At 66.6% G+C, this 21,771-nt stretch carries 14 protein-coding genes and 2 pseudogenes; 6 read left to right on the top strand and 10 right to left on the bottom strand.

Features of this window, described 5'->3' with window-relative positions:
- Both AC5Y42_RS15560 and AC5Y42_RS15555 read right to left on the bottom strand, forming a co-directional pair.
- Nucleotides 1–798 (bottom strand): beta-ketoacyl synthase N-terminal-like domain-containing protein (locus tag AC5Y42_RS15560; protein WP_499899343.1); only part of this gene is annotated, 798 nt, incomplete at its 3' end.
- Nucleotides 799–968: 170 nt separating this feature from the next.
- Nucleotides 969–1,307, bottom strand: coding sequence for a hypothetical protein (locus AC5Y42_RS15555; protein WP_499899342.1), 339 nt, complete (start codon nucleotides 1,305–1,307; stop codon nucleotides 969–971).
- A gap of 139 nt (nucleotides 1,308–1,446) precedes the next feature.
- On the opposite strand from AC5Y42_RS15555, the gene AC5Y42_RS15550 reads away from it, so the two are divergent.
- The gene (locus tag AC5Y42_RS15550; protein ID WP_499899341.1) at nucleotides 1,447–1,785 is read left to right on the top strand and encodes an RNA polymerase-binding protein RbpA; all 339 of its coding nucleotides are present in this window, start codon (nucleotides 1,447–1,449) and stop codon (nucleotides 1,783–1,785) included.
- Nucleotides 1,786–1,827: 42 nt separating this feature from the next.
- Here AC5Y42_RS15550 and lnt read toward each other — a convergent pair.
- From lnt to AC5Y42_RS15535, 3 genes and pseudogenes are all read right to left on the bottom strand, one after another.
- A pseudogene (lnt, locus tag AC5Y42_RS15545) lies at nucleotides 1,828–4,550 on the bottom strand (apolipoprotein N-acyltransferase).
- On the bottom strand, nucleotides 4,543–6,075 hold the full coding sequence (locus AC5Y42_RS15540) for an amidohydrolase (RefSeq protein WP_499899368.1): 1,533 nt from the start codon (nucleotides 6,073–6,075) through the stop codon (nucleotides 4,543–4,545). Before AC5Y42_RS15540 ends, lnt begins: the two are co-directional and overlap by 8 nt.
- 80 nt (nucleotides 6,076–6,155) lie before the next feature.
- Nucleotides 6,156–6,629: an FxsA family protein gene (locus AC5Y42_RS15535; RefSeq protein ID WP_499899340.1), complete on the bottom strand. Its 474-nt coding sequence runs from the start codon at nucleotides 6,627–6,629 to the stop codon at nucleotides 6,156–6,158.
- 67 nt (nucleotides 6,630–6,696) lie between these two features.
- Between AC5Y42_RS15535 and AC5Y42_RS15530 the strand changes: the two genes are divergently transcribed.
- Entirely contained in the window at nucleotides 6,697–7,404 is a 708-nt protein-coding gene (locus AC5Y42_RS15530) for a dienelactone hydrolase family protein (RefSeq protein WP_499899339.1), read from the top strand.
- A 5-nt stretch (nucleotides 7,405–7,409) separates the two neighbouring features.
- Here the strand turns inward: AC5Y42_RS15530 and AC5Y42_RS15525 are convergent, their stop codons facing one another.
- Entirely contained in the window at nucleotides 7,410–7,793 is a 384-nt protein-coding gene (locus AC5Y42_RS15525) for a PPOX class F420-dependent oxidoreductase (RefSeq protein WP_499899367.1), read from the bottom strand.
- A 53-nt stretch (nucleotides 7,794–7,846) separates the two neighbouring features.
- Nucleotides 7,847–11,419 carry a cobaltochelatase subunit CobN gene (gene cobN, locus AC5Y42_RS15520; RefSeq protein WP_499899337.1) on the bottom strand — a complete coding sequence of 1,191 codons (3,573 nt, stop codon included), beginning with the start codon at nucleotides 11,417–11,419 and terminating at the stop codon, nucleotides 7,847–7,849.
- Nucleotides 11,420–11,483: 64 nt separating this feature from the next.
- Between cobN and AC5Y42_RS15515 the strand changes: the two genes are divergently transcribed.
- Both AC5Y42_RS15515 and AC5Y42_RS15510 read left to right on the top strand, forming a co-directional pair.
- On the top strand, nucleotides 11,484–12,305 hold the full coding sequence (locus AC5Y42_RS15515) for an SDR family oxidoreductase (protein WP_499899336.1): 822 nt from the start codon (nucleotides 11,484–11,486) through the stop codon (nucleotides 12,303–12,305).
- A 590-nt stretch (nucleotides 12,306–12,895) separates the two neighbouring features.
- Complete coding sequence (locus AC5Y42_RS15510; RefSeq protein ID WP_499899334.1) at nucleotides 12,896–13,993, top strand: helix-turn-helix transcriptional regulator; 1,098 nt, start codon at nucleotides 12,896–12,898, stop codon at nucleotides 13,991–13,993.
- A 4-nt stretch (nucleotides 13,994–13,997) separates the two neighbouring features.
- On the opposite strand, the gene AC5Y42_RS15505 is transcribed toward AC5Y42_RS15510, so the two are convergent.
- A complete protein-coding gene (locus AC5Y42_RS15505; RefSeq protein ID WP_499899333.1) occupies nucleotides 13,998–15,458 on the bottom strand; it encodes a flavin-containing monooxygenase in 1,461 nt (486 codons plus the stop codon).
- Nucleotides 15,459–15,528: 70 nt separating this feature from the next.
- On the bottom strand, nucleotides 15,529–15,915 hold the full coding sequence (locus tag AC5Y42_RS15500; RefSeq protein ID WP_499899331.1) for a nuclear transport factor 2 family protein: 387 nt from the start codon (nucleotides 15,913–15,915) through the stop codon (nucleotides 15,529–15,531).
- A 297-nt stretch (nucleotides 15,916–16,212) separates the two neighbouring features.
- Between AC5Y42_RS15500 and AC5Y42_RS15495 the strand changes: the two are divergent.
- Nucleotides 16,213–17,569, top strand: a pseudogene (locus AC5Y42_RS15495) (HNH endonuclease signature motif containing protein).
- Between the two features lie 24 nt (nucleotides 17,570–17,593).
- On the opposite strand, the gene AC5Y42_RS15490 reads toward AC5Y42_RS15495, so the two are convergent.
- Complete coding sequence (locus AC5Y42_RS15490; protein ID WP_499899329.1) at nucleotides 17,594–20,245, bottom strand: LuxR C-terminal-related transcriptional regulator; 2,652 nt, start codon at nucleotides 20,243–20,245, stop codon at nucleotides 17,594–17,596.
- Between the two features lie 410 nt (nucleotides 20,246–20,655).
- Here AC5Y42_RS15490 and cobG point away from each other — a divergent pair, with 410 nt between their 5' ends.
- Nucleotides 20,656–21,762 carry a precorrin-3B synthase gene (gene cobG / locus AC5Y42_RS15485; protein WP_499899327.1) on the top strand — a complete coding sequence of 369 codons (1,107 nt, stop codon included), beginning with the start codon at nucleotides 20,656–20,658 and terminating at the stop codon, nucleotides 21,760–21,762.
- The last annotated feature ends 9 nt before the right edge of the window (nucleotides 21,763–21,771 follow it).

The following is a 21,771-nucleotide window of genomic DNA, read 5'->3' as shown; positions in this document are numbered from 1 at the left end:
CCAGCCGACCCCGTCGGCGGCGCCCGCGTAGGGCTTGCAGCGACCATCGGGCGACAGGCCCCGATGCCGGGAGAACTCGACGAACACCGTCGGCGTGGCGTTGACCGTCGCTCCGCCGGCCAACGCCAGGTCGCACTCCCCGGAGCGCAGCGACTGCACCGCCATGTGCAATGCCACCAACGACGACGAGCACGCGGTATCCACCGACACCGCCGGCCCTTCCAGCCCCAACACATAGGCCACCCGCCCGGTAGCGACACTGGATGTCATGCCGGTGAGCCGGTAGCCCTCGATCTCTTCGGCGAGCATGCCGTAGCCCTGCACGATGATCCCGGCGAACACGCCGGTGGCGCTGCCCCGCAGCCCGCTCGGGTCAATCCCGGCCCGCTCCAACGCCTCCCACGACAACTCCAGCAGCATTCGATGCTGCGGGTCGGTCGCCAGCGCCTCACTGGGCGACACCCCGAAGAAGCCGGCGTCGAAGTCCGCGACATCGTCGACGAATCCCCCGGCCCGCGCGTACGACTTGTGCGGCGCATCGGGATCGGGATCGAACAGCCCGGCCAGATCCCAGCCCCGGTCGGTGGGAAACTCGGACATCACGTCGCGGCCGTCGGCCACCATGTCCCACAGCCCCGCGGGGGAATCCACTCCGCCGGGAAATCGGCAGGACATCCCGACAATCGCGATCGGTTCGCCGGACCGTTCCAGCAGTGCGCGGTTCTTGCGCTTCAGCCGCTCCACCTGGACCAGCGCTTTGCGCAGCGCCTCGGTCGCATGCTGGAGTTGGTCAGCCATATTGTTTACCTCTCGCTTAACGCCGGTCGCCGCCGAACGCGGACGCGACCTCTGACGTGACGAGCCACGTCACGACAGTTCCGCGGGCTCGGTCCTCCCCTATTCCGGCCTAGCCCAGCGATCCATGGCGCGACTGTACCTGTTCTCCGGTTGGTCTCGGACTATCGCGGTCAGCGCCAGCCGTCGGCCGCCCTGGCCGCTCGCATCAGCGTGTCGCAGAGTTCACGCAGCTCTGTGGCGGCGGCTCCTTCGTCGAGCGCTGTTGCGACATCCTCGGCAGCGCATCGCACCTGGTAGACGCGGTCGGACAGGTCGGCGGCCTCGTCGGCGGACAGCACCACGGAATCGGGCGGCAGCGCCGAGCCCGGCCCGCCATTGATCGAGGCCCGCTGCTCGTAGGCGCGTTGTCGACAGGACTGGCGGCAGTACTGCCTGCGACGTCCCATCCCGGTGTCCGCGACGTCACGACCGCACCAGCGGCACGGTTGCGGTCGCGTGCGACGGGTCACGCGCCCGACTTTAGCCCGGCCTACGTCGGCCTCCCGGTATCATGGAAGGTCGCGTCGCAATCGCACCTGGGAACTACATAGTCCGTCGTAGCGTTCTCAGCCCGAAGAGATTTAGCGCAGAGAATTAAGGAGTGGGTCCATGGCTGATCGTGTCCTGAGGGGTAGTCGCCTCGGAGCCGTGAGCTACGAGACCGACCGCAACCACGACCTGGCGCCGCGGCGGGTTGCGCGGTACCGCACCGAAAACGGTGAAGAGTTCGACGTCCCGTTCGCCGACGACGCCGAGCTTCCCGGCACCTGGCTGTGCCGCAACGGTATGGAAGGCACCCTGATCGAGGGTGATCTGCCCGAGCCGAAGAAGGTCAAGCCGCCTCGCACTCACTGGGACATGTTGCTGGAGCGCCGTTCGGTGGAGGAGCTCGAGGAATTGCTCAAGGAGCGCCTCGATTTGATCAAAACGCGCCGTCGCGGCAGCTGATCGCCTTCTGCGCGCCGGTGCGAAGGTGCGCAGAACCGGGAATTATCTGCGTTGCATCTGGGACATGCCCGCTCGCGGTTGGTGGAGCCGGCCGCTGATCCCCCACTGGGCAACTTTGACCAGCGCTTCGCGGATGTTGGAGCCGCTCATCTTCGACACGCCCAGTTCACGCTCGGTGAAGGTGATGGGCACTTCGACGACCGAGAAGCCGTTGCGGACCGTGCGCCACGTCAGATCGATCTGGAAGCAGTAGCCCTTGGAGTCGACGGCGTTCAAGTCGATTTTCTCCAGCACCTCATGCCGGTAGGCGCGGTAGCCGGCGGTGATGTCGTGCACACCGATCCCGAGCAGCAGCCGCGAATAGGTGTTGGCCACCTTGGACAGCACGATGCGCCGCCACGGCCAGTTGCGAACGGATCCGCCGTCGACGTAGCGCGAACCGATGGCCAGATCGGCTCCGGCGTCGACGGCCTCCAGCAGCCGGTGCAGCTGCTCGGGCGCGTGGCTGCCGTCGGCGTCCATCTCGACCAGTGTCGAGTACCCACGGGTCAGGCCCCAGGCGAAACCTGCCAAGTAGGCGGCGCCCAGGCCGTCCTTGGTGGTGCGGTGCATCACATGGATCCGCCCGGAGTCGGCCGACGCCAGCTCGTCGGCAAGCTCTCCGGTGCCGTCGGGACTGCTGTCGTCAACGACGAGTACGTGGACGTCGGGACGTGCTTGGTGCAGGCGCTGCACGATGAGGGGAAGGTTCTCACGCTCGTTGAACGTGGGAATGATCACCAGGGTGTGCTGGGTGGGACGGTCGCCCGTCATATGGCTCCTCGGTCTGGCCCTCACCGGGCGGAATGTCGGCCGCCCTGGTCGAGCGGGTCGTCGTCTTCGAGCGGATCCTCGTCACGGTGGTCGGACGGACTGTCGTCGGCGTCTTCCGTAGGCACATCCGACTTCGCCGGCCGGAATCGGCGACGACTCGGACGCGGGAACCATCCATTCTGCAGTATTGCGCCCAGAACCGCCCCGATGCCTGCCAGCACCAGGATCCACTGGATGATCGGCTCCCAGCGGGTCGCCGGAGCCAGTGCCGTCTTGAGGCGCACCTGGGTGTCGAGGTAGGCGGGCTCGAAAAAGTCGGTTCGGGCCAGCTCGCGGCCATCCGGAGCGATAACGGCGCTGATCCCGACGGTGCCCGCGACGACGACGTATCGATCGTGTTCCACCGCGCGCACTTTGTCGAAGGCCAGCTGCTGCTCGCTCATGGCCTGGTTGAACGTGGCGTTGTTGCTGGGAATCGCCAGTAGCTGCGCGCCGTTGCGTACTGATTGACGGGTGGCGCGGTCGAAGATCACTTCCCAACAGGTGGCCACCCCGATCGGAATACCGGCCGCGTGTACGACCCCGGTGCCTTGGCCCGCCACCATGTGGCCGGCCCACGCGGCGTATCCCGACAGGTGGCGGAACAGCCACGGCCAGGGCAGGTACTCACCGAACGGCTGGACGATCAGCTTGTCGTGGCGTTCGGCGGGCCCAGTGGCCGGATTCCACACGATCACGGTGTTGGTGTACGCCGAATCACCCGGCGGCCGATTCGGGACATCGAGCACGGTGCCGACCAGGATCGGCGCCCCGATCGCGTCCGCCGCCACCGTAATCTGCTGCGCGGCGTCGGGATTGGCCAGCGGATCGATATCCGACGCATTCTCGGGCCAGATGACGAACTGTGGTTGCGGCGCGCGACCGGCGCGTACGTCGCCGGCCAGCAGCAGCGTCTCCCGGACGTGGTTGTCGAGCACCGCCCGGCGTTGCGCGTTGAAGTCGAGGCCGAGTCTGGGCACATTGCCCTGCACCGCCGCGACCGTCACGGCGGGCTCGTTGCCCGACCCGGTTCCGGAGTGCCGGACCTGCGGCCAGATGACCACGGTAGCGAAGAACACCAGGCAGATGCAGACCGCCGGCAGCACCACCGCCGGCGGTCTTTCGACCGCCTCGAGGTCCGCGCCGGCCTCCCTGGCGGTTTGCCACCACAACGCGATTTCCCGCACGATCGCGGTCAGGCTGCAACCGATCAGCACGATCGCCAGCGACAGCAGCGGAGGCCCACCGAGTCGGACCAACGGCAGGAATGGTCCCTCGGTCTGACCGAAGGCGACCACACCGAAGGGAAATCCGCCGAACGGAACGGTCGATTTCAGCCACTCCTGCGCCGCCCACACCGTCGCGAACCAGATCGGCCACCAGGGCAGATCACGCACCACGACGGCCAGCAGGCCGAACAGGCCCGGAAACAGGGCGGACACTGTCGCCAGCGCTATCCACGGCGTCACGCCGACGAGCGTGCTGATCCATGGCAGCAGCGGCAGGTAGAACGTCAGCCCGAACAGGAACCCGTAACCGAATCCGCCCACCGGTGTGGTGGCGGGCCGTGTCAGTACCCAGGCCAGCACCGCAAATGCGACGACCGCGGCCCACCACCAGTTGATCGGCGGAAAACTGGCATAGAGCAGCAGAGCGGCGGCGATCGTGGCGGCCAGCCGGGTGAGCCGGGGCTTAAGGGCACGGCCGACGCCCGGCAGCCGGGCCAGCAGCGCCGCGCCCGCGCCGGCCAAGCGCGTCCGTGCCGCGATGCTCAACTTCGGGAGGAGTTGCTGCCCGGCGGCGGGCGCATCGGATTGGCCGAGGTCGGCCTCGCCGGCGTCGTCGTCGTAGTCGTCACCGATCGCCGGGATGATTTCGGTGGTGTCGTGGCGGCGCCGTTTTCCCCTAGCCATAAATGACCGCGCCCCGATGCACGGTTTGCCGGCAGCGCGGTAACGCCTCGGCGTGGCTCAGCCGCGGCAAGGCGGGCACCCGGGACCGCGGATCGGTCGACCACCGCTGGACGGCGTTGGGCGGTGCGGTGACCTCGAGTTCGCCGACCTCCCATACGGCGTAGGAGGCGGTCGCGCCCGGTGTCAAGGTCCCGGTCAGCCCGTCGCGCACTCCAGCGGCCCGCCAACCACCGCGGGTGGCGGCGGCGAACGCGGCGCGGACGGATACCGCGCTATCCGGATTGTGGTGCTGGGCGGCCGCGCGCACGGTTGCCCACGGATCGAGGCCCGTTACCGGTGCGTCGGATCCAAACGCCAGGGGCACGCCTTGGGATGCTAACAGCGCGAATTGATTGAGCTGCCGACCTCGGTCGACACCGAGCCGACGCGCGTACATGCCCTCGTCGCCGCCCCACAGCGCGTCGAAGTTGGGCTGCATGCTCGCGATCACGCCCCAGGCGCCCAGTTTGGCCGCCTGGTCGACGGTCACCATCTCCAGATGCTCCAGCCGGTGCCCGCACCGCGCGACGGCGACGACGCCGAACTCGTCGACCACCTGCTCGACGGCGTCGACCGCTGTCGTCACGGCGGCGTCGCCGATGACATGAAAACCCGCGGTCACACCTGCCTGGGTGCAGGCGCGGACGTGCGCGGCGACGGCGTCCGGCTCGAGGTGACAGTCGCCGACGCTGTGCGCGGCGTCGGTATAGGGCCGGTGCAGCCAGGCGGTGCGCGAGCCCACCGAGCCGTCGATGAACAAGTCGCCTGCCAGGCCGTGGGCGCCGGTCTCGGCCAGCAGTTCGCGGGCCCGCGTGGCACTGGTCACGGCTTCACCCCAGTAGCCGATCACGTCGACACCGTGCTCGCTAGCGCGCAGCTCCTGCCAGTCGGCCAGGCCACCAATGTCGGGACCGGCGCATTCGTGGACGGCGACGATGCCGGCCGCGGCGGCGGCATCCAGGGCCGCGGCGCGGGCCCCGGCCCGCTGAATGCGGGTCAGCTGGTCGCGGGCCACGGCGCGGGCCAGGTTGTGCGCCTCGCCCGACAGCGGCAGCTGTTCGGCAAAACCGGCCGCCTCTCGCAGATCGGGGATCTGACGGCGCAGCGCGGTCGAGGCCAGCGCCGAGTGCACATCGACCCGGGCCAGGTAGGCGGGCCGGTCGCCGAGCAGCTCATCGAGGTCGGCCGTGGTCGGCGGGGTGCTATCGGGCCAGGTGGATTCGTCCCAGCCGTCGCCCCACACCATGTGATCGGGGTGGGCGGCGGCATGGTCGGCGATGAGCCGCAGGCAATGCTGCCGCGAGGTGGCCGAGCGCAAGTCCAGTCCGCTGAGCGTCAATCCGGTGGCGGTCAGGTGGATGTGGCTGTCCACGAACGCCGGGGCGACGAAGCCGCCGTCGAGATCGACGACGTCAGCATCGGCGAACTGGTCGCGGCCGACGTCGTCGCTGCCCAACCAGGCGACGACGCCGTCGCGAACCGCCATGGCCGTGGCATCGGGATGACTCGGGCTGTGGATGCGCCCGTTGCACAGCAGCGTCGTCACACTGCAAACCTATGGGGCGGTCAGTCGCGGCGGGGCGGGAAGGCGGGCGGCTGCACGTCGGTGATGTCGATGACCTCGCCGTCGATGACGTCGTCGCGGGAGTCTCGGTTGTCTGCGAATCGTTCGCCGCCGAGCGTGGTGACGGTGATCAGCGGCCGGCCGACGCGGCGGGCTGCCATCGCGGTCAAGAGCGGCCGGGCGGCGGCCCGCGTCGGCGGCAGGAGGAGCAGCACCCCCGCCGCGGTGGTGACCAGGCCCGGCACCACGACCAGCATCGTGCCCAGGGCAATCACTGCGTTGTCGGTGACGGCGCCGCCCGGGGCGGATCGCAGCCGGGTGAGTTGGCGCTTGACCTGCCTACCGGCCAATGCCGTGCCGATCACGAAGGTGCCCAACAGCACCAGCAGCGTCCAGCCGAGCCCGATTGTGGACGCCAGCGCCACCACCACCGCAAGCTCGACGACGGCGTAGACGAGAAACAGTCGCGACACCATGTCATGCCAACGTTTCCGTCCGGCTCGGGAGTTCCGTCGGCGTCGGGTGCGCGGTTAGATGCTTGATGTGACGACCATCCAGATGGACACGCCTGCCGGGCCGATCGATGCGTTGCTGGACATTCCCGACGGGCAGGCCCCGTTTCCCGGCGTTGTGGTGGTCCACGACGCGATTGGCTACGGACCCGACAAGGAATTGATCTCAACGCACATCGCCGCAGCGGGATACCTCGCGCTGACGCCGAACCTGTTCGCTCGCGGTGGCCGGGCGCGCTGCATCACCCGCGTCATGCGGGAACTGTTGACCAAGCGGGGCCGTTCGCTCGACGACGTCTTGGCCGCCCGTGATCATCTGCAGTCGTTGCCGCAATGCTCAGGCCGGGTCGGCATTGCCGGCTTCTGCATGGGCGGGCAATTTGCATTAGTGATGTCACCCAAGGGCTTTGGCGCCTCTGCACCGTTCTATGGCACGCCGCTGCCGCGCAATCTCAGCGAAGTGCTCGACGGGGCGTGCCCGATCGTGGCCAGTTTCGGCAGCCGCGATCCGCTGGGCGTCGGCGCTCCCAAACGACTGCAACGCGCGCTTGACCGTAAAACCATCACCAACGACGTCAAGGTGTATCCGCGGGCCGGCCACAGCTTCGCGAACAAGCTTCCCGCCCAGCCGTTGCTGCGTATCACCGGATTCGGCTACAACGAGGCGGCCACCGAAGACGCCTGGGCCCGTGTCTTCGCATTCTTCGGCGAACACCTACAAGCAGACGCGCCTGGATAACAGCCCTAGCCGGCTGCTCTCAGCTCCAGACCGACGTTGTTTTCCATGCCGCCGCGCATTTTGCTGACGAAGTTGAACACCGCCCCGACCAGGCCGTAGCGCTTGCCGATCGCCTCGTAGACGGCGCCGTTGTAGGTCTTTTCGAGAATGGTTGCCGTCGCCTCGATGGCCTCGCTTTTCGGGCGGCCACGCATATCGCAGATCGCCAGCGTCACCCGCGGCGTGTTGCGGATCCGCTTGACCTTCCAAGACGCCTCTTGGCTGATGACCAGCAGTCGGTCGCCGTCCGGGGCGGCCCAGACCGGGGTCGGCTTGGGCCGGCCGTCCTTGGTGAAGGTGGTCAACAAGATGTACTGCGACTTGGCAAGGTCGGCAAAGGTGAGGGCCATGGCCTCGAACCTACCGGCGCGCGAGGCACCTTCTGCCGCGAGCGCCAAGGGGGTCAGCCCTCCAAGTCGCCTTCGGTTTCCAGCAGCACCTGGCGCAGGCTGTCGAGGGTGTCGGATTGCGGGTCCGCCCACATTCCGCGGCTGACCGCCTCCAGTAGCCGTTCGGCCATGCCGTGCAGCGCCCACGGGTTGGACTCGGCCATGAATTTGCGGTTCTGGCTGTCCAGCACGTAGGCCTCGGTGAGCTGCTCGTACATCCAGTCGGCCATCACGCCCGCGGTGGCGTCGTAGCCGAACAAATAGTCCACGGTCGCCGCCATCTCGAAGGCGCCCTTGTAGCCGTGCCGTCGCATCGCGGTCATCCAGCGCGGGTTGACGACGCGGGCGCGAAACACCCGGGTGGTTTCCTCCGAGAGGGTGCGGGTGCGAACCGCATCGGGTCGGGTGTTGTCGCCAATGTAGGCGGCCGGCGCCTGTCCGGTCAGCGCCCGAACCGTGGCCACCATGCCGCCGTGGTACTGGAAATAGTCGTCGGAATCGGCGATGTCGTGCTCGCGGGTGTCGGTGTTTTTGGCGGCCACGGTGATCCGCCTGTAGGCCCGGTTCATGTCGTCGGTGGCAGCACAGCCGTCCAACGCGCGGCCGTAGGCGAATCCACCCCATGCGGTGTACACCTGCGCCAGGTCGGCGTCGTCACGCCAGTTGCGGCTGTCGATCAGCTGCAGCAGCCCGGCGCCGTAGGTTCCCGGTTTCGATCCGAAAATGCGTGTGGTGGCCCGGCGTTGGTCACCGTGCTGCGCCAAGTCGGCCTGAGCGTGTGCGCGCACGTAGTTCTCGTCGTCGGACTCGTCGAGGTCGGCAACCAACCGCACCGCGTCGTCGAGCATCGTCACCACGTGCGGGAAGGCGTCCCGGAAGAACCCGGAGATCCGCACCGTCACGTCGATCCGGGGCCGTCTCAGCTCGGCCAGCGGGATCGCCGCGAGTCCGACGACTCGCCGCGACGCGTCGTCCCAGACCGGCCGAACCCCCAGCAGAGCAAGCACTTCGGCGATGTCGTCACCGGCCGTCCGCATCGCGGAGGTGCCCCACACTGACAGCCCGACCGACCGCGGCCACTCCCCGTGGTCATTGCGATAGCGAGTCAGCAGCGAATCCGCCATGGCCACACCGGTTTCCCACGCCAACCGCGACGGCACCGCTTTGGGGTCAACCGAGTAGAAGTTGCGACCGGTGGGCAGCACGTTGACCAGTCCGCGCAGCGGCGAACCCGACGGCCCGGCCGGAATGAACCGGCCGTCCAGTGCCTTCAGCACCTGGTCGATCTCGGCGCCGGTCTCGGCGAGTCGCGGGACTACCTCGGTGGCGGCGAATCGCAATACTGCCGCGACGTCGGCGTTGTCGGTGAGGTGCTGCACGGCGTCGCGGTCCCACCCGGTGTCCTGCAGCGCTTTGACCAGCTGCCGAGCCTGCGCTTCGGCCTCGTCCACCGACAACCGCTCGTCGGTGCCGTCCTCGGCGAGGCCCAGTGCCTGGCGCAGCCCGGGCACCGAGTGCTCACCGCCGAACAGTTGGCGGGCCCGCAGGATCGCCAGCACCAGGTCGAGTTCGGCCTCACCCTGCGGTGTCTGGCCGAGAATGTGCAACCCGTCGCGGATTTGAACGTCTTTGATCTCGCAGAGCCAACCGTCGACATGCAGCAGCATGTCGTCGAACGAGTCATCTTCGGGGCGCTCGGCCAATCCCAGGTCGTGGTCCATCTTGGCCGCGCGGATCAGTGTCCAGATCTGCTGACGGATCGCGGGCAGCTTACCGGGATCCAACGCGGCGATGGTGGCGTGCTCGTCGAGCAACTGCTCCAACCGGGCGATGTCGCCGTAGGTTTCGGCGCGGGCCATCGGCGGGATGAGGTGGTCGACGAGCACGGCGTGCGCGCGGCGCTTGGCCTGGGTGCCCTCACCGGGGTCGTTGACCAGAAACGGGTAGATGAGCGGCAGATCGCCCAGTGCGGCATCGGATGCACACCCGCTCGACATGCCCAATGTCTTGCCCGGCAGCCACTCCAGGTTGCCGTGCTTGCCCAAATGCACGACGGCGTCGGCGCCGAACCCGGTGTCGAGCCAGTGATAGGCGGCCAGATAGTGGTGGCTGGGCGGTAGATCGGGGTCATGGTAGATCGCCACCGGCTTCTCGCCGAAGCCGCGTGGCGGCTGCACCATCAGCACGAGGTTGCCGGCTTGCATTGCGGCGATGACGATTTCGCCGTCCGGGTCGATGGACCGGTCGACGAACAACTCGCCCGGCGGTGGCCCCCAATGCTTTTGCACCGCTTCGGTGAAGTCGGCGGGCAGGGTCGCGAACCAGGCGCGGTAGTCGTTGGCAGACACCCGGATCGGGTTGCCCGCCAGCTGGCCTTCAGTGAGCCAATCGGGGTCCTGGCCGCCGCGTTCGATCAGTGCATGCACCAGCGCGTCGCCGTCTTGCGCGTCGACGCCGGGCAGCTCGCCGACGTGATACCCGTGCCCGCGCATGGCCTGTAACAACTTCACGGCGCTGGCCGGCGTGTCCAGGCCGACCGCATTGCCGATGCGGGCATGTTTGGTCGGGTAGGCGGAGAACACCACGGCCACCCGCTTTTCGGCGGGCGGAAGGTGTCGCAGCCGGGCGTGGCGGACCGCCAGCCCGGCCACCCGCGCGCAGCGTTCAGAGTCGGCGACATAGGAGATCAGCCCCTCGTCGTCGATCTCCTTGAACGAGAACGGGACCGTGATGATGCGCCCGTCGAACTCGGGGACGGCGACCTGGCTGGCCACATCCAGTGGGCTGAGCCCGTCGTCGTTGTCGTGCCACTGCTGGCGGGAACTGGTCAGGCACAGACCCTGCAGGATCGGGACGTCCAGCGCGGCGAGGTGTTTAACGTTCCAGCTGTCATCCAGACCCCCGGCAGCCGCCGTCGCGGGTTTGGCTCCCCCGGCGGCCAGCACGGTGACCACCATGGCGTCCGCCTCGCCGAGGGTTTGCAGCATGTCGGGCTCGGCGGTGCGCAGCGACGCGCAGTAGACCGGCAGCGCCTGTCCGCCGGCGGCTTCGATCGCGTCGCACAGCGCTTCGACGTAGGCGGTGTTGCCAGCAAGCTGCTGCGCACGGTAGTACAGCACGGCAATGGTCGGGCCCTGCGTTTCTGCCCGGGCCCGTTCCAGTAGCCCCCAGGTCGGCGTGCTCGCCGGCGGGTTGAACCCGAAGCCGGTCATCAACAGCGTGTCGGACAGGAAGGCGTGCAGTTGGCGCAGATTGGCCACCCCACCCTGAGCCAGGTAGAGATGCGCCTGCAGGGCGATTCCAGCCGGCGCGGTGGACCGCTCGGTCAGATCGGCATCCGGAGCCTGCTCGCCGCTGACCACGACGGCGGGGATGCCGCTGGCCAGCACGGTGTCGATGCCGTCCTGCCAGGCGCGGTAGCCGCCAAGGATGCGGACCACGGCGATGTCGGCGTCATCGAGCAACTCAGGTAGTTCATCGGGCAGCAGTCGCGCGGGATTGGCCCACCGATAGTTCGCCCCGCTGGCACGGGCGGTGATCAGGTCGGTGTCGGACGTCGAGAGCAGCAGCACGGGCGGATCGGACACCCGTCATTCCTACCGCAGCACGACTCGGGTGTCGGCGCACGGTGACCATGACAGGATGCGACCTATGTCTGTGTCGGGAAAGATCGTTGTCATCACCGGCGGCGCTCGCGGGATCGGCTTGGCTACCGCCGGCGTACTGCACGGCCTCGGCGCCAAGGTCGCCATCGGAGATGTCGACAAATCCGCTGGCAAGGAGGCCGCCGGCCGGTTGGGCCTCGAGTTTCACGGCAGATTGGACGTGACGCAACGCCGATCTTTCAGCAATTTTCTCGACACCGTGGAAGATCAGCTCGGACCTATCGACGTGTTGGTCAATAACGCCGGGGTCATCGCGGTGGGCGACGCGGTCGACGAGGCCGACACCGTCACCAAGCGGCTGCTCGATGTGAACGTCTACGGCGTGATCCTGGGCACCAAACTGGCTGCCGAACGCATGGTGCCCCGCGGTCACGGTCACATCATCAACATCGCTTCGGTGGGCGGCCTGCTGCCGACGGCCGGCATCGCCACCTATTGCGCGACAAAGCATGCGGTGCTCGGATTCACCGACACGGTCCGCCTGGAAAACCGTGGTAGCGGCGTCGAGTTCTCCGCGGTCCTCCCGACGTTGACCAACACCGAGATGATCGCCGGCATTGGTCACGCCAAGGGACTCAGGAACGCCGAACCCGAGGAGGTTGCCAACGCGGTCGCAGGGCTGGTCGGCAAACCGAAACGCCGCGTGGTGGTACCGCGTTCGATGGGTGTCATGCTGCTGTCTCAGCGATTCGTGCCGCAGCGGGTATCCGAGGCGCTCGGCCGTGCGCTGGGCACCGAGCGTGTCTTCAGCTCGGACGTCGACGTCACAAAGCGCAAATCGTATGCCGACCGGACCGGGACGTCCTGACGGGTCACCCGATTGGGGTAGGCGATTACCCTATCCACCTTGGCGCGGCCGCGGGATAGTCGAGTGATCAACACAGCTGCGATACGAGAAGTTGCGAGGCGGTGGTGCCAGCCCGGGCTGGCCCGGCTCTATAGGCGGTCCATCTCGCGAGACATCCGCGCGGCCTCGAAATAATTCGGTTCACGCGGCGGGTAGTGCCGTCGTGGCTCGGGCAGCGGGGTGAGCATGCAGCCAATCGCGGCAATCAGCCTTTCGTTGAGCCGACGACGGCCAGTTACCTTCGGCGGCAACGACAGTGCTGCCGCGCTGCTGAAGACAACTTCCTGTTCGGTAACGACGACCGTTGTGGGAGTGCGCTTCCGGGAGCTTTCCGCGGGACGCCGGGCTCCGACATCGAGTCTCTCCGAGGGTCGCGGTAATACGTGCGGCATATGCGGATCCCTTCATGCTCGATCACTACATCGCAAGACAACCACCATGGGAGGTCCGAAACCTCATTCAAATGACGGAGATTCAGCTGCTTTTCGCGGCGGGCTTCCACCTAGGCAGGTTCACGGAGAGATGCTGACCGGCGACGCGGAGACCAGGCGATGGTCACGGTCGAGGATTTCTCGCGCCTAGTATCAGGCATCTACGCGGCGGCGGTCACTCCGCAACACTGGGAGCCGGCGATCCGCGACATTCATCGCGCGCTCGGCGCAACGGGCGGTTCGCTTCTGATGGGCGATGACTCCTGGTCTTTCCGTAATTCGACCATCCCCGTCGCAGCACTCGAAAGTTATGCGAAGTACTACCACCGACTGGACTATGTGGTCGCCGCCGTCAAGAAAGGACCGGTCGGCGCTGTGCGGACCGGCCCAGAAATTTTGGTTCCCAATCGAAACGATGAGTTCTACGCCGACTGGATGCGCACCAACCAATTCGAAGACGGGCTGTTCGTCCGGTTGACCGGCGGCCGCGACCGGCCCACGACTTTCCTTGTGACATCAGCGCGACAGTCCTTTGACACCCCCGAACGGGTGCAGTTGATGACTGGGCTGGTCGAACACCTGCAGCAGGCGGTACGCACCCAGGACAAGCTGACTGCGTTGGCCGACAGCGCAATCGAGCTGGCCGGCGCGCTTGAGGTTGTCCGGCACGGAATGATCATCGTCGCCGGCGACCAGCTGGTGATCAACCTGAATTCCGCGGCGGAGCGGATCTTCCGCGCCGAGGATGGCCTTTGCACGCGGTCAGGACGAATCGTCGCGACGAATATGCACGCCGATCATGGCCTGCAACGCGCCCTACACCAGGCCCTGGCCGGCGGAACCTCCGCCGTTCGCGGAAGCCGGTCACTCGTCTGCGTGCGGCCCTCCGGTAGGCGGCCCTACATCATTCACGTGCTGCCCTCGCACCGCCGGGACGCCGATGAGCCACCCAGGCAAGCGATGGCCTTGGTCTTGATCGTCGACCCCGAGGACGAACCTGTACCCACCGCCGCGCTGTTACGGCGGCTTTACCACCTCACGGAGGCCGAAGCAGAAGTGGCGGTGCGCATGTCGAACGGCGCGGACCTCAAGCAGATCTCCGAAGAGCTATCAGTCTCCATGACCACAGTTCGCACCCATCTGCAACACGTCTTCGACAAAACCGACACCCACCGCCAAGCTGAACTCGTGCGGCTGCTGCTTGCGCTGAGTCCTTGACTGGTCAGGCAGTGCGGATGTCGAAGTCGGCGAGCTCGGGCGGCTGGCGCAGCAGTTCGCGGTGCCGTTCTGGTGTCCACGGGAACAACTCGGGCAGGCCGTCTTTGCCCAGGTACCAACTGTTGCATCCGGTAACCCAGATGGTCTGTGGCATCGCCTGTTTCATATCCTCGTTGTATTCCATGGTGGCGACTTCGGTCGGTGCGGCGGCAACGACGCGGCCATCGCGGATCTGGTTGATCCACCACATTGCGTAGTCGGCCTGGTCCTCAGCGATCGGTATCAACGATTGGTTGCCGATGGGCGAATGTGGACCCATCAGCATGAACAGGTTGGGAAACCCCGGCACCGCGACCGATCGATAGGCCCTGGGGCCGTCGGCCCAGGCCTCGTCAAGGGTCAGCCCGCCCTCGCCGATGACAACGAGGGGGCGCACGTAGGCGCGGGCGTCGAAACCCGTTGCGTAGACCAGCAGATCAAGCTCGTGCAACGTGCCATCGGAGGTGACGACGCCGCGCGGCTCGACGTGGTCGATCGAGTCGGTCACGACGTCGACGCCCGGCTTCTGCAAGGAACGGTAGAAATGACCCGCGAAGATCAGCCGCTTACACATTGGCTGATCTCGGGGCGTGAGCTTCGCGCGCAAATGCCGGTCGCGCACCGAGAGCCGCAAATTCCACCGGCACTGAGCTTGAAAAAGCCGGCGCTGGAAGCCGGGACGAATCGGCGCCCGGCCGAACATAAACCGCGTGTACCAACCCCAGAAGCGGTAGCCGATTTCATTGAGCTTCGGCCACCGGCCCAGCGCCGCCCGGGTCAGTGGTGAGTAGCGCAGGTTGGGCATTGGGCAGACCCATTGGGCGGTGCGCTGGAAGACCTTCAATTGGCGGACTTGACCGCCGAGTTCCGCAGTGATCTGCACGCCGGTGGATCCGGTGCCGATCAACCCAATGCGTTTGTCGGGCAGCGTAATCGAGTGATCCCACCGCGAGGAATGGAACGTCGGGCCGGCGAAGGTCTCCAGCCCGGGTATCTCCGGGTAGCGGGGTACCCGCAAGACACCGGTCGCGGTGATCAGCACGTCGAACGATTCCTCGCCCCCGGCGGTGGTCAGCCACCAGCGTCCGTCGTCATAGCGGGCCGACGCGACGTCGGTGCCGAACCGGATGTGCGGCCGGATGGCTCGTTCGTCGGCCACCTGCCGGAAATATGCCTGGATTTCCGGGCCGGGCGGCAGCAGATGCGACCAGTTCGGGTTGGGCCGAAACGAATACGAGTAGTACCGCGAGGGGACGTCACAGGTCAGACCCGGATAGGTGTTGTCGCGCCAGGTACCGCCGACCTCGTCGGCCTTCTCGAAAATGGTGTACGAGTCGATGCCCGCCTGTTGCAGCTTGACTGCCATGCACAGCCCCGACATCCCGGCGCCGATGATCGCGATCTTCAGTGGGCGCTTCTGGTACATGCAACCTCCCGTTGCCGGCGTAGGCCTCAACCTACGCCGGCCAGGTCGACCGATTGCGAGATTCCGCCGGCTAACCGGCGACTACTCGCTTGGAACCGAAGATCCGTTCTTGTGCGGCGGTGTCGCCGAATGACTGGGCCTTGACGATGGCGCCGTCGCGAAATGTGAAAACGTCGGCTTCCTGGTAGGGCGCTCCGCCGACCGTGACTTCGGTCAGCACCACCACGACGTCGCCGTCGGCAAGAATGCTCTTGATTTCGACCGCGGTCGACTTCTCCCCTAGTTGCCCGAACAACGCGGTGAGTTCGTCTTTGCCGCGGTAGGTTCCGCTGATCGCGCTTTCGCCGGTGAGCGTCCACTCTGCGGCGTCATCGAAAATGCCCAGGGCCGACTCGAGATCGCCCGCGCTGAACGCGGCGTAGCCCTTTTTGGTCGTCTCAATATTCTGATTGGACATCCCGAACCCCTTCTCTACCTTGTCGTTACGCCCGGCCGGTAGGCCGATGTCTCAAGTGGAGTGTGCGGGACGACCCGGGTGGGCGCCTAGAGTAGGCGGCTACTCCATTTCTTGTAGCGGTGCTGCTGGTCGTCCAGCGCCGATATCGCGATAAGACAAAGCCATCGACGCCATCGCATGAATCACTGAAACCCCTGCTTCACAGTGTTTTCAACGAGTTATTAACACTTCGACCTTCATCCACAGGCCACTATCGTGTTCTTAATCCATGTCAGACTGGTCCGGTAGCATTCGAATATGCGTTCGAATAGCCGGGAGGAGATCGTCGGGGTCTTCGATGCTGCCGAGGCCGATATGCGGCTCGCGGTGGACTTGTCGTTTGACGGGTTGACTACCCCAGAGTGTTTGGCGTTGCTGGAACGTTGGGAACGAATCCGTCGGTGCATGTCGGCGGTTGACCACGCGTTGATCAATAAGGTCGCCGAACAGGCCGACGAGACGGAGTTGGGCGGCAAGTTGGCGGTCGAGCGGTTGCGTATTACTCGCCCCGAAGCATCGCGGCGCATCGGCGAGGCTGCCGATTTGGGGCCGCGCCGCGCGATGACCGGCGAGCCCCTGGCGCCGGTGCTGCCGGGCACTGCCGAAGCGCAGCGCGCCGGTGAGATCGGCGACGGTCACGTGCGGGTGATCCGCAACTTCTACCATCGGCTGCCCGACGCAGTTGACATCGAGAAGGGAGCAGGCAGAAGCACAGCTAGCCCGCCAAGGCAGCCAATTTCGGCCCGACCAACTGGCCAAGCTGGCTGACAGACTCACCGACTGCCTCAACCCCGACGGCGATTTCACCGACAACGACCGTGCCCGCCGCCGCAGTCTGATCATCGGCAAACAAGACGTCGACGGCATGAGCCCGATCACCGGATATTTGATCCCTGAGGCGCGCGCCACCATCGACGCGGTCCTGGCGAAGTTGGCCGCCCCGGGCATGTGCAACCCCGACAACCCCACCCCCTGCCTGGGCGGCACCCCCTCTCAAGAGGCCATCGAGCGCGACACCCGCAGCACCGGCCAGCGCAACCACGATGCGCTCAATGCCGCCGGACGCGCGCTGTTGGCCTCCGGTGATTTAGGCAAACACAACGGGCTACCCGCGTCGATCATTGTGTCGACCACCTTGGCCGAGCTCGAAGCGGGTCGCGGCAAAGCGCTCACCGGCGGCGGCACTTTGCTACCAATGAGTGATGTGATTCGGCTGGCCACCCAGGCCCATCATTACCTGGCGATCTTCGACAACGGCAAGGCGATGGGGCTCTACCACACGAAGCGACTGGCCTCGCAAAGTCAGCGAATTGTGTTGTACGTTAAAGACCGCGGCTGTTCATTCCCTAACTGCGATGTGCCCGGCTACCTCACTGAGACCCATCACGTCACCGACTTCGCCCAATGCCGGGAAACCAACATCGATGATCTCACCTTGTGCTGCGGTCCCCACCACAAACTGGTCACCTCTGGCGGCTGGAGAACCCGCAAACTCAAAAACGGTGACACCGAATGGATCCCACCGCCCCACCTGGACCGCGGCCGACCCAGAACCAATACCTACCACCATCCCGAGCGACTGCTCCGCGACGGCGAAGACGACGACAAGCCGTGAAAGACGCCAAGGCGGCTGACAACCTCAGTCTGAGTTGGCGGCCGGGTAGCCGCTCGAGCGGCGAATACGGGTGACCCTCGAACCACTGATCAAGTCGACGAGTTGGTCACGGCGCTCGATGTGGAGTTTCACGTAGATGCGGTAGAGGTGTCCGTCGATAGTGCGCACCGATACGCACAGTCGGTCGGCGATCTGGCGGTTGGACAAGCCCGCTGCGACCAGCATCGCGATCTCACGTTCGCGATCGGTGATCGGCAGCGGCTGCGCCGCCGCATTGACTGCCGGTGTGCGGATTTCGCCTTGGCTGGCGAGCCAGTATGCGTGGGTTGACGACTCCAATTCCCTGCCGTGATGACCGTTGCGGGCATGCTCGCGGGCCGCCTGCGCCGCCGCATCGGCGGCAAGCGCCACTGCGCCCAACTCTGCGAACCGGCCTGCCGCGCTATCCAGCGCATCACCGTCGTGGTTGACCAGGCCGGCGGCATGTGCGGCGACCGCTTCTGCCATCGGAGTTCGCAATTTCTTGGCGAGCTCCGCCAGCCTCGCGGCGTGCGCACGGTCACCGAACCGGGCAGCGGTGTGCAGTGCCCGCATCTCTACCGCTGACATCCCGGACCGCTGTGCCTGCTGCGCGGCATGCATAGCGTGCGTCTGGGCGGCCGATGTCTGACCGGCGGCCGCCCGCTCCCAGGCCCGAGCGAGCTCGAGCTCCGGTGAGAACACCGCCACCTGCGGTCCATAGGCGGATTCTGAGCTTTGCACTGCAGCAGCGGCAGCGTCAGCGTTTCCCCGGGCGCCTTCGGCCTGGGCCTGCCAGGCGCTCACCAACATCACCCAGGGCGACGGAAAGCCTTGCGATAACCCCGATATCGCAGCACAGAACTCCGAACACGCGGCCTGCAGCGCACCGCCGCTAAAGTGTACGAACCCGGATATCGCACCCACCATGGCGTCTGCAGCAGGCACACCGGCAGCCATCTCGGCATAGCGTTCGGCAGCCCGCTCAGCCGCCCGGTGATCACCGACGGCCGTCACCGCCATGACCTCAGCGACGCCGATGGCGAACCGCTGCGGTCCCGACTCGCTGAGCGCCGCGGCCCGCAACCCCGCCTCCGCGAGGCGGTGAACCTGACTATGCCGCCCGACAAGCGCCTGCGCACAAATCGTCGGTACCGCCGCCCACACCGTCGCCAACGGCAGCACCTCCGGTGCGCACAGCGCCGGACCGGCCTTGGCTGTCGTTGCGACATCACCGGAGAAGAAGGCAAACGACAGCTCCAGGGCCGCAACCAGGTCAACCCCCAATGCGGAATCCACCCGATTTTTGACGTCGGCCAGTGCCTGCCGCGCCGCATCGACGCGACCACAAACCCAGAACAGATTGGCCGCGCGCAGACACCCCCAGCGAATGGTCAGCAATTCAGCCGCCCCGTCGGAATCGACATCGGCGAGCACCGCCTCGGCTGCCTCGCCTCGTCCCTGCCAGCTCAGCGCATCGGCGAGTACCAGTGCGGCCGGCAGACCACCGCCGTAGTCGAACGCGTATCGGGCCAGCTCTTCGCCGTAGCCGTGGTTCGACATGGCGACCGCGCTCGCAGCCGCGGTGATGATCACCTCCAGATCCGGCTCCAAGTCGCTGCGCATCATGAACTGAGCGAGTCGGATCTGGCCGCGCAGGTCGGGCAACCGCGAGCGGCGCCCGCCGGCCTGCAGGTGCTTTTGCAGCGCCTGGGCCAGCAGGCCATTGAGCTGTCGTGACCGCACTACCCCGCTGAACCGAATCGCGGCGTCACCGATGACGGGGTGATTCAACTGCGCTACGGTTTCCCGCCCGTCGGCAAGCAATTGGATGAGGCCTCGGCGCTCCAGACTCGCCAACGCTTCGGCATCGCAAAGCTCACGCACAATCTCCCAGTCCAGAAGCTCGCCGATGGCCAAAATCTCGACTGCGTTCAGCTCTTCTGGAGTGAGGGATTTCAGCCGGAACTCGAGAAGGTCGTAGAGTTCGCGGTCCGCACGCAGCGGACCCTTCAGTTGCCAGCCGTCGTCACTGCGGACCAGGACACCGTTTTCCCGGCCGGCGCTGAGCAAGCCCCGCAGCAGCAGCAAGTTCCCCCCGCTGCGGCCGTAGAGCTCGTCGACCAGATGAGACTCGACGGCGCCGCCGAGCACGCGATGGGCGAGTTCACCGGTCTGCTCGGCGGTGAACGCGTCGACATGCAGATTCAGCAGCAATCGCTCTTTCAGCAGCGCTGTCACCGCGTCGAGCACCGCTTCTCCCGACCGGATCGTCACGATCAATCGGGCACTGCGGGCTGCCGCAAGCTGATAGACCAAGGTGGCCGACAATGGATCGAGCAGCTGCGCGTCGTCGACGACGACTACCAGGTTTTCTTCCTGTTCCAAGGTCGCTTGGGCCGCGGCCAGCATGGTGGCCGGTTCTTGTGCGGCAGCAACCGTGATCGCCCGGGAAAACGCCCCCAACGGCACGGCGCAACCGGTTTCGGTGCCCAGCACGAATCGCACGGTCCGCCCGCTCGACTCGAGGCTTTGGGCGAGGGCGCGAGCAAGCGTCGATTTGCCCACCCCGCTGGCGCCGACCAACGCCACGCCTTCGAATTGCGCGCCATCCTCGAGCGCCGCCAATGCTTGGCGGAACTCCTCATCGCGGGCCACGATGGGCCACTTCGATCTGTCCTCGATGTGCACCGGCCGTCGAACCTCCCGGCTAACGCGCGTGCTGGTGCGACTTTACTGCCTGAATTCGAGTCCAGCCTGCCGAACGGTTCTACCCGCCGGCTGGGCCGCCGGACAGCGGCGCTCAGTCTTCGAAGTGCCGCTCGGTGTCCCACCGTTCAAGCCAAGGTTGCAGCCGGTAGAGGCCGAACAGAATCAGCGCCAGCAAAACACCTGTGAAAACCTCCAGCAGACCGGTCATAGCGGGTCGTTCTTCCTACCTAGGGGCGTCTCGCGCGCTGAGTTGGTGTCTATGCCAGCAACGTACGACCGGCAACGCGTGGCACGCACGAGTAGTGGACTACCTGTTTTTCACGTCCCGTTTGCCACAGGCCGTACCGTTAGCGGTAATGCGCACCCGCGACCAGGACGCCTGCCCCGGCGCCCTGCAGCTGCATCAGGCCGCCGACGGACCGTTGGTTCGAGTGCGGCTGCCCGGGGGAATGGTCACCGCGGCTCAGTTGGCAACTCTGGCGCAGACGTCGCGCCAGTGCGGCTCGGGAACGCTCGAGTTGACAGCACGCGGCAACGTGCAGCTCCGCGCGATCACCGACCCGGCACGGGTCGCCGATCTGCTGAGCAGCGCGGGTCTGTTGCCGTCGGCAACACACGAGCGGGTCCGCAACATCGTCGCCTCCCCGCTCTCGGGTCGGGTGGGTGGCCGCGTCGACGTGCGCAAGTGGGTGGGTGAGCTCGACGCGGCGATTCAAGCCGAGGCCGCATTGGCTTCGCTGCCCGGCCGATTCTGGTTCAGCATCGACGACGGCCGCGGCGACGTGTCGGGGCTGGGCGCTGACGCCGGCCTCCATCTGCTCGACGACGGCATCGCGCTGCTCTTGGCCGGCCGGGACACCGGCGTGCGGCTGGCAGCCGACGAGGCGGTGGGCGCGCTGGTTGGGGTCGCGAAGCGGTTCGTCAAGGCACGTGGAAAGGCCTGGCGGATTTGCGAATTGGCCGACTCGACCTTGTTGGTGCCCGGCGCCCGGGTTGGCACCCGGATCCCCCAGGCCACCGCCCCGCCGGTGGGGTGGATCTCACAGGATGACGGCCGCATAACGTTGGGCGCCGTGGTGCCCCTGGGCGTTGTGCCGTCCCGCACCGCGGACTATCTGGCGGCGATCGACGCGCCACTGGTCATCACGCCGTGGCGGTCGGTGCTGGTGTGCGATCTCGACGACGCCGTCGCCGACACGGCGCTGCGGGTGCTGGCGCCGCTGGGCCTGGTGTTCGACGAGAACTCGCCCTGGCTGTCGATCAGTGCCTGCGTCGGCAGCCCGGGATGCGCATATTCGGCGGCCGATGTGCGGGCCGATGCAGCGGCTTTCGCGGCGCAGACGGCCGATCCGCTCCCCCGCCGCCACCTTGTCGGTTGCGAGCGGGCCTGCGGCAGTCCGCCGGTGGGTGACGTTCTGGTCGCCACCGGAGACGGGTACCGAACGCTGCGGGCACGCCCGTAGGGTGAGCGC

The sequence above is a fragment of the Mycobacterium sp. NGS48 genome (assembly GCF_059812585.1).
Note: the sequence above shows the minus strand (reverse complement) of the source record. Positions and strands in the feature narration are given on the sequence as shown.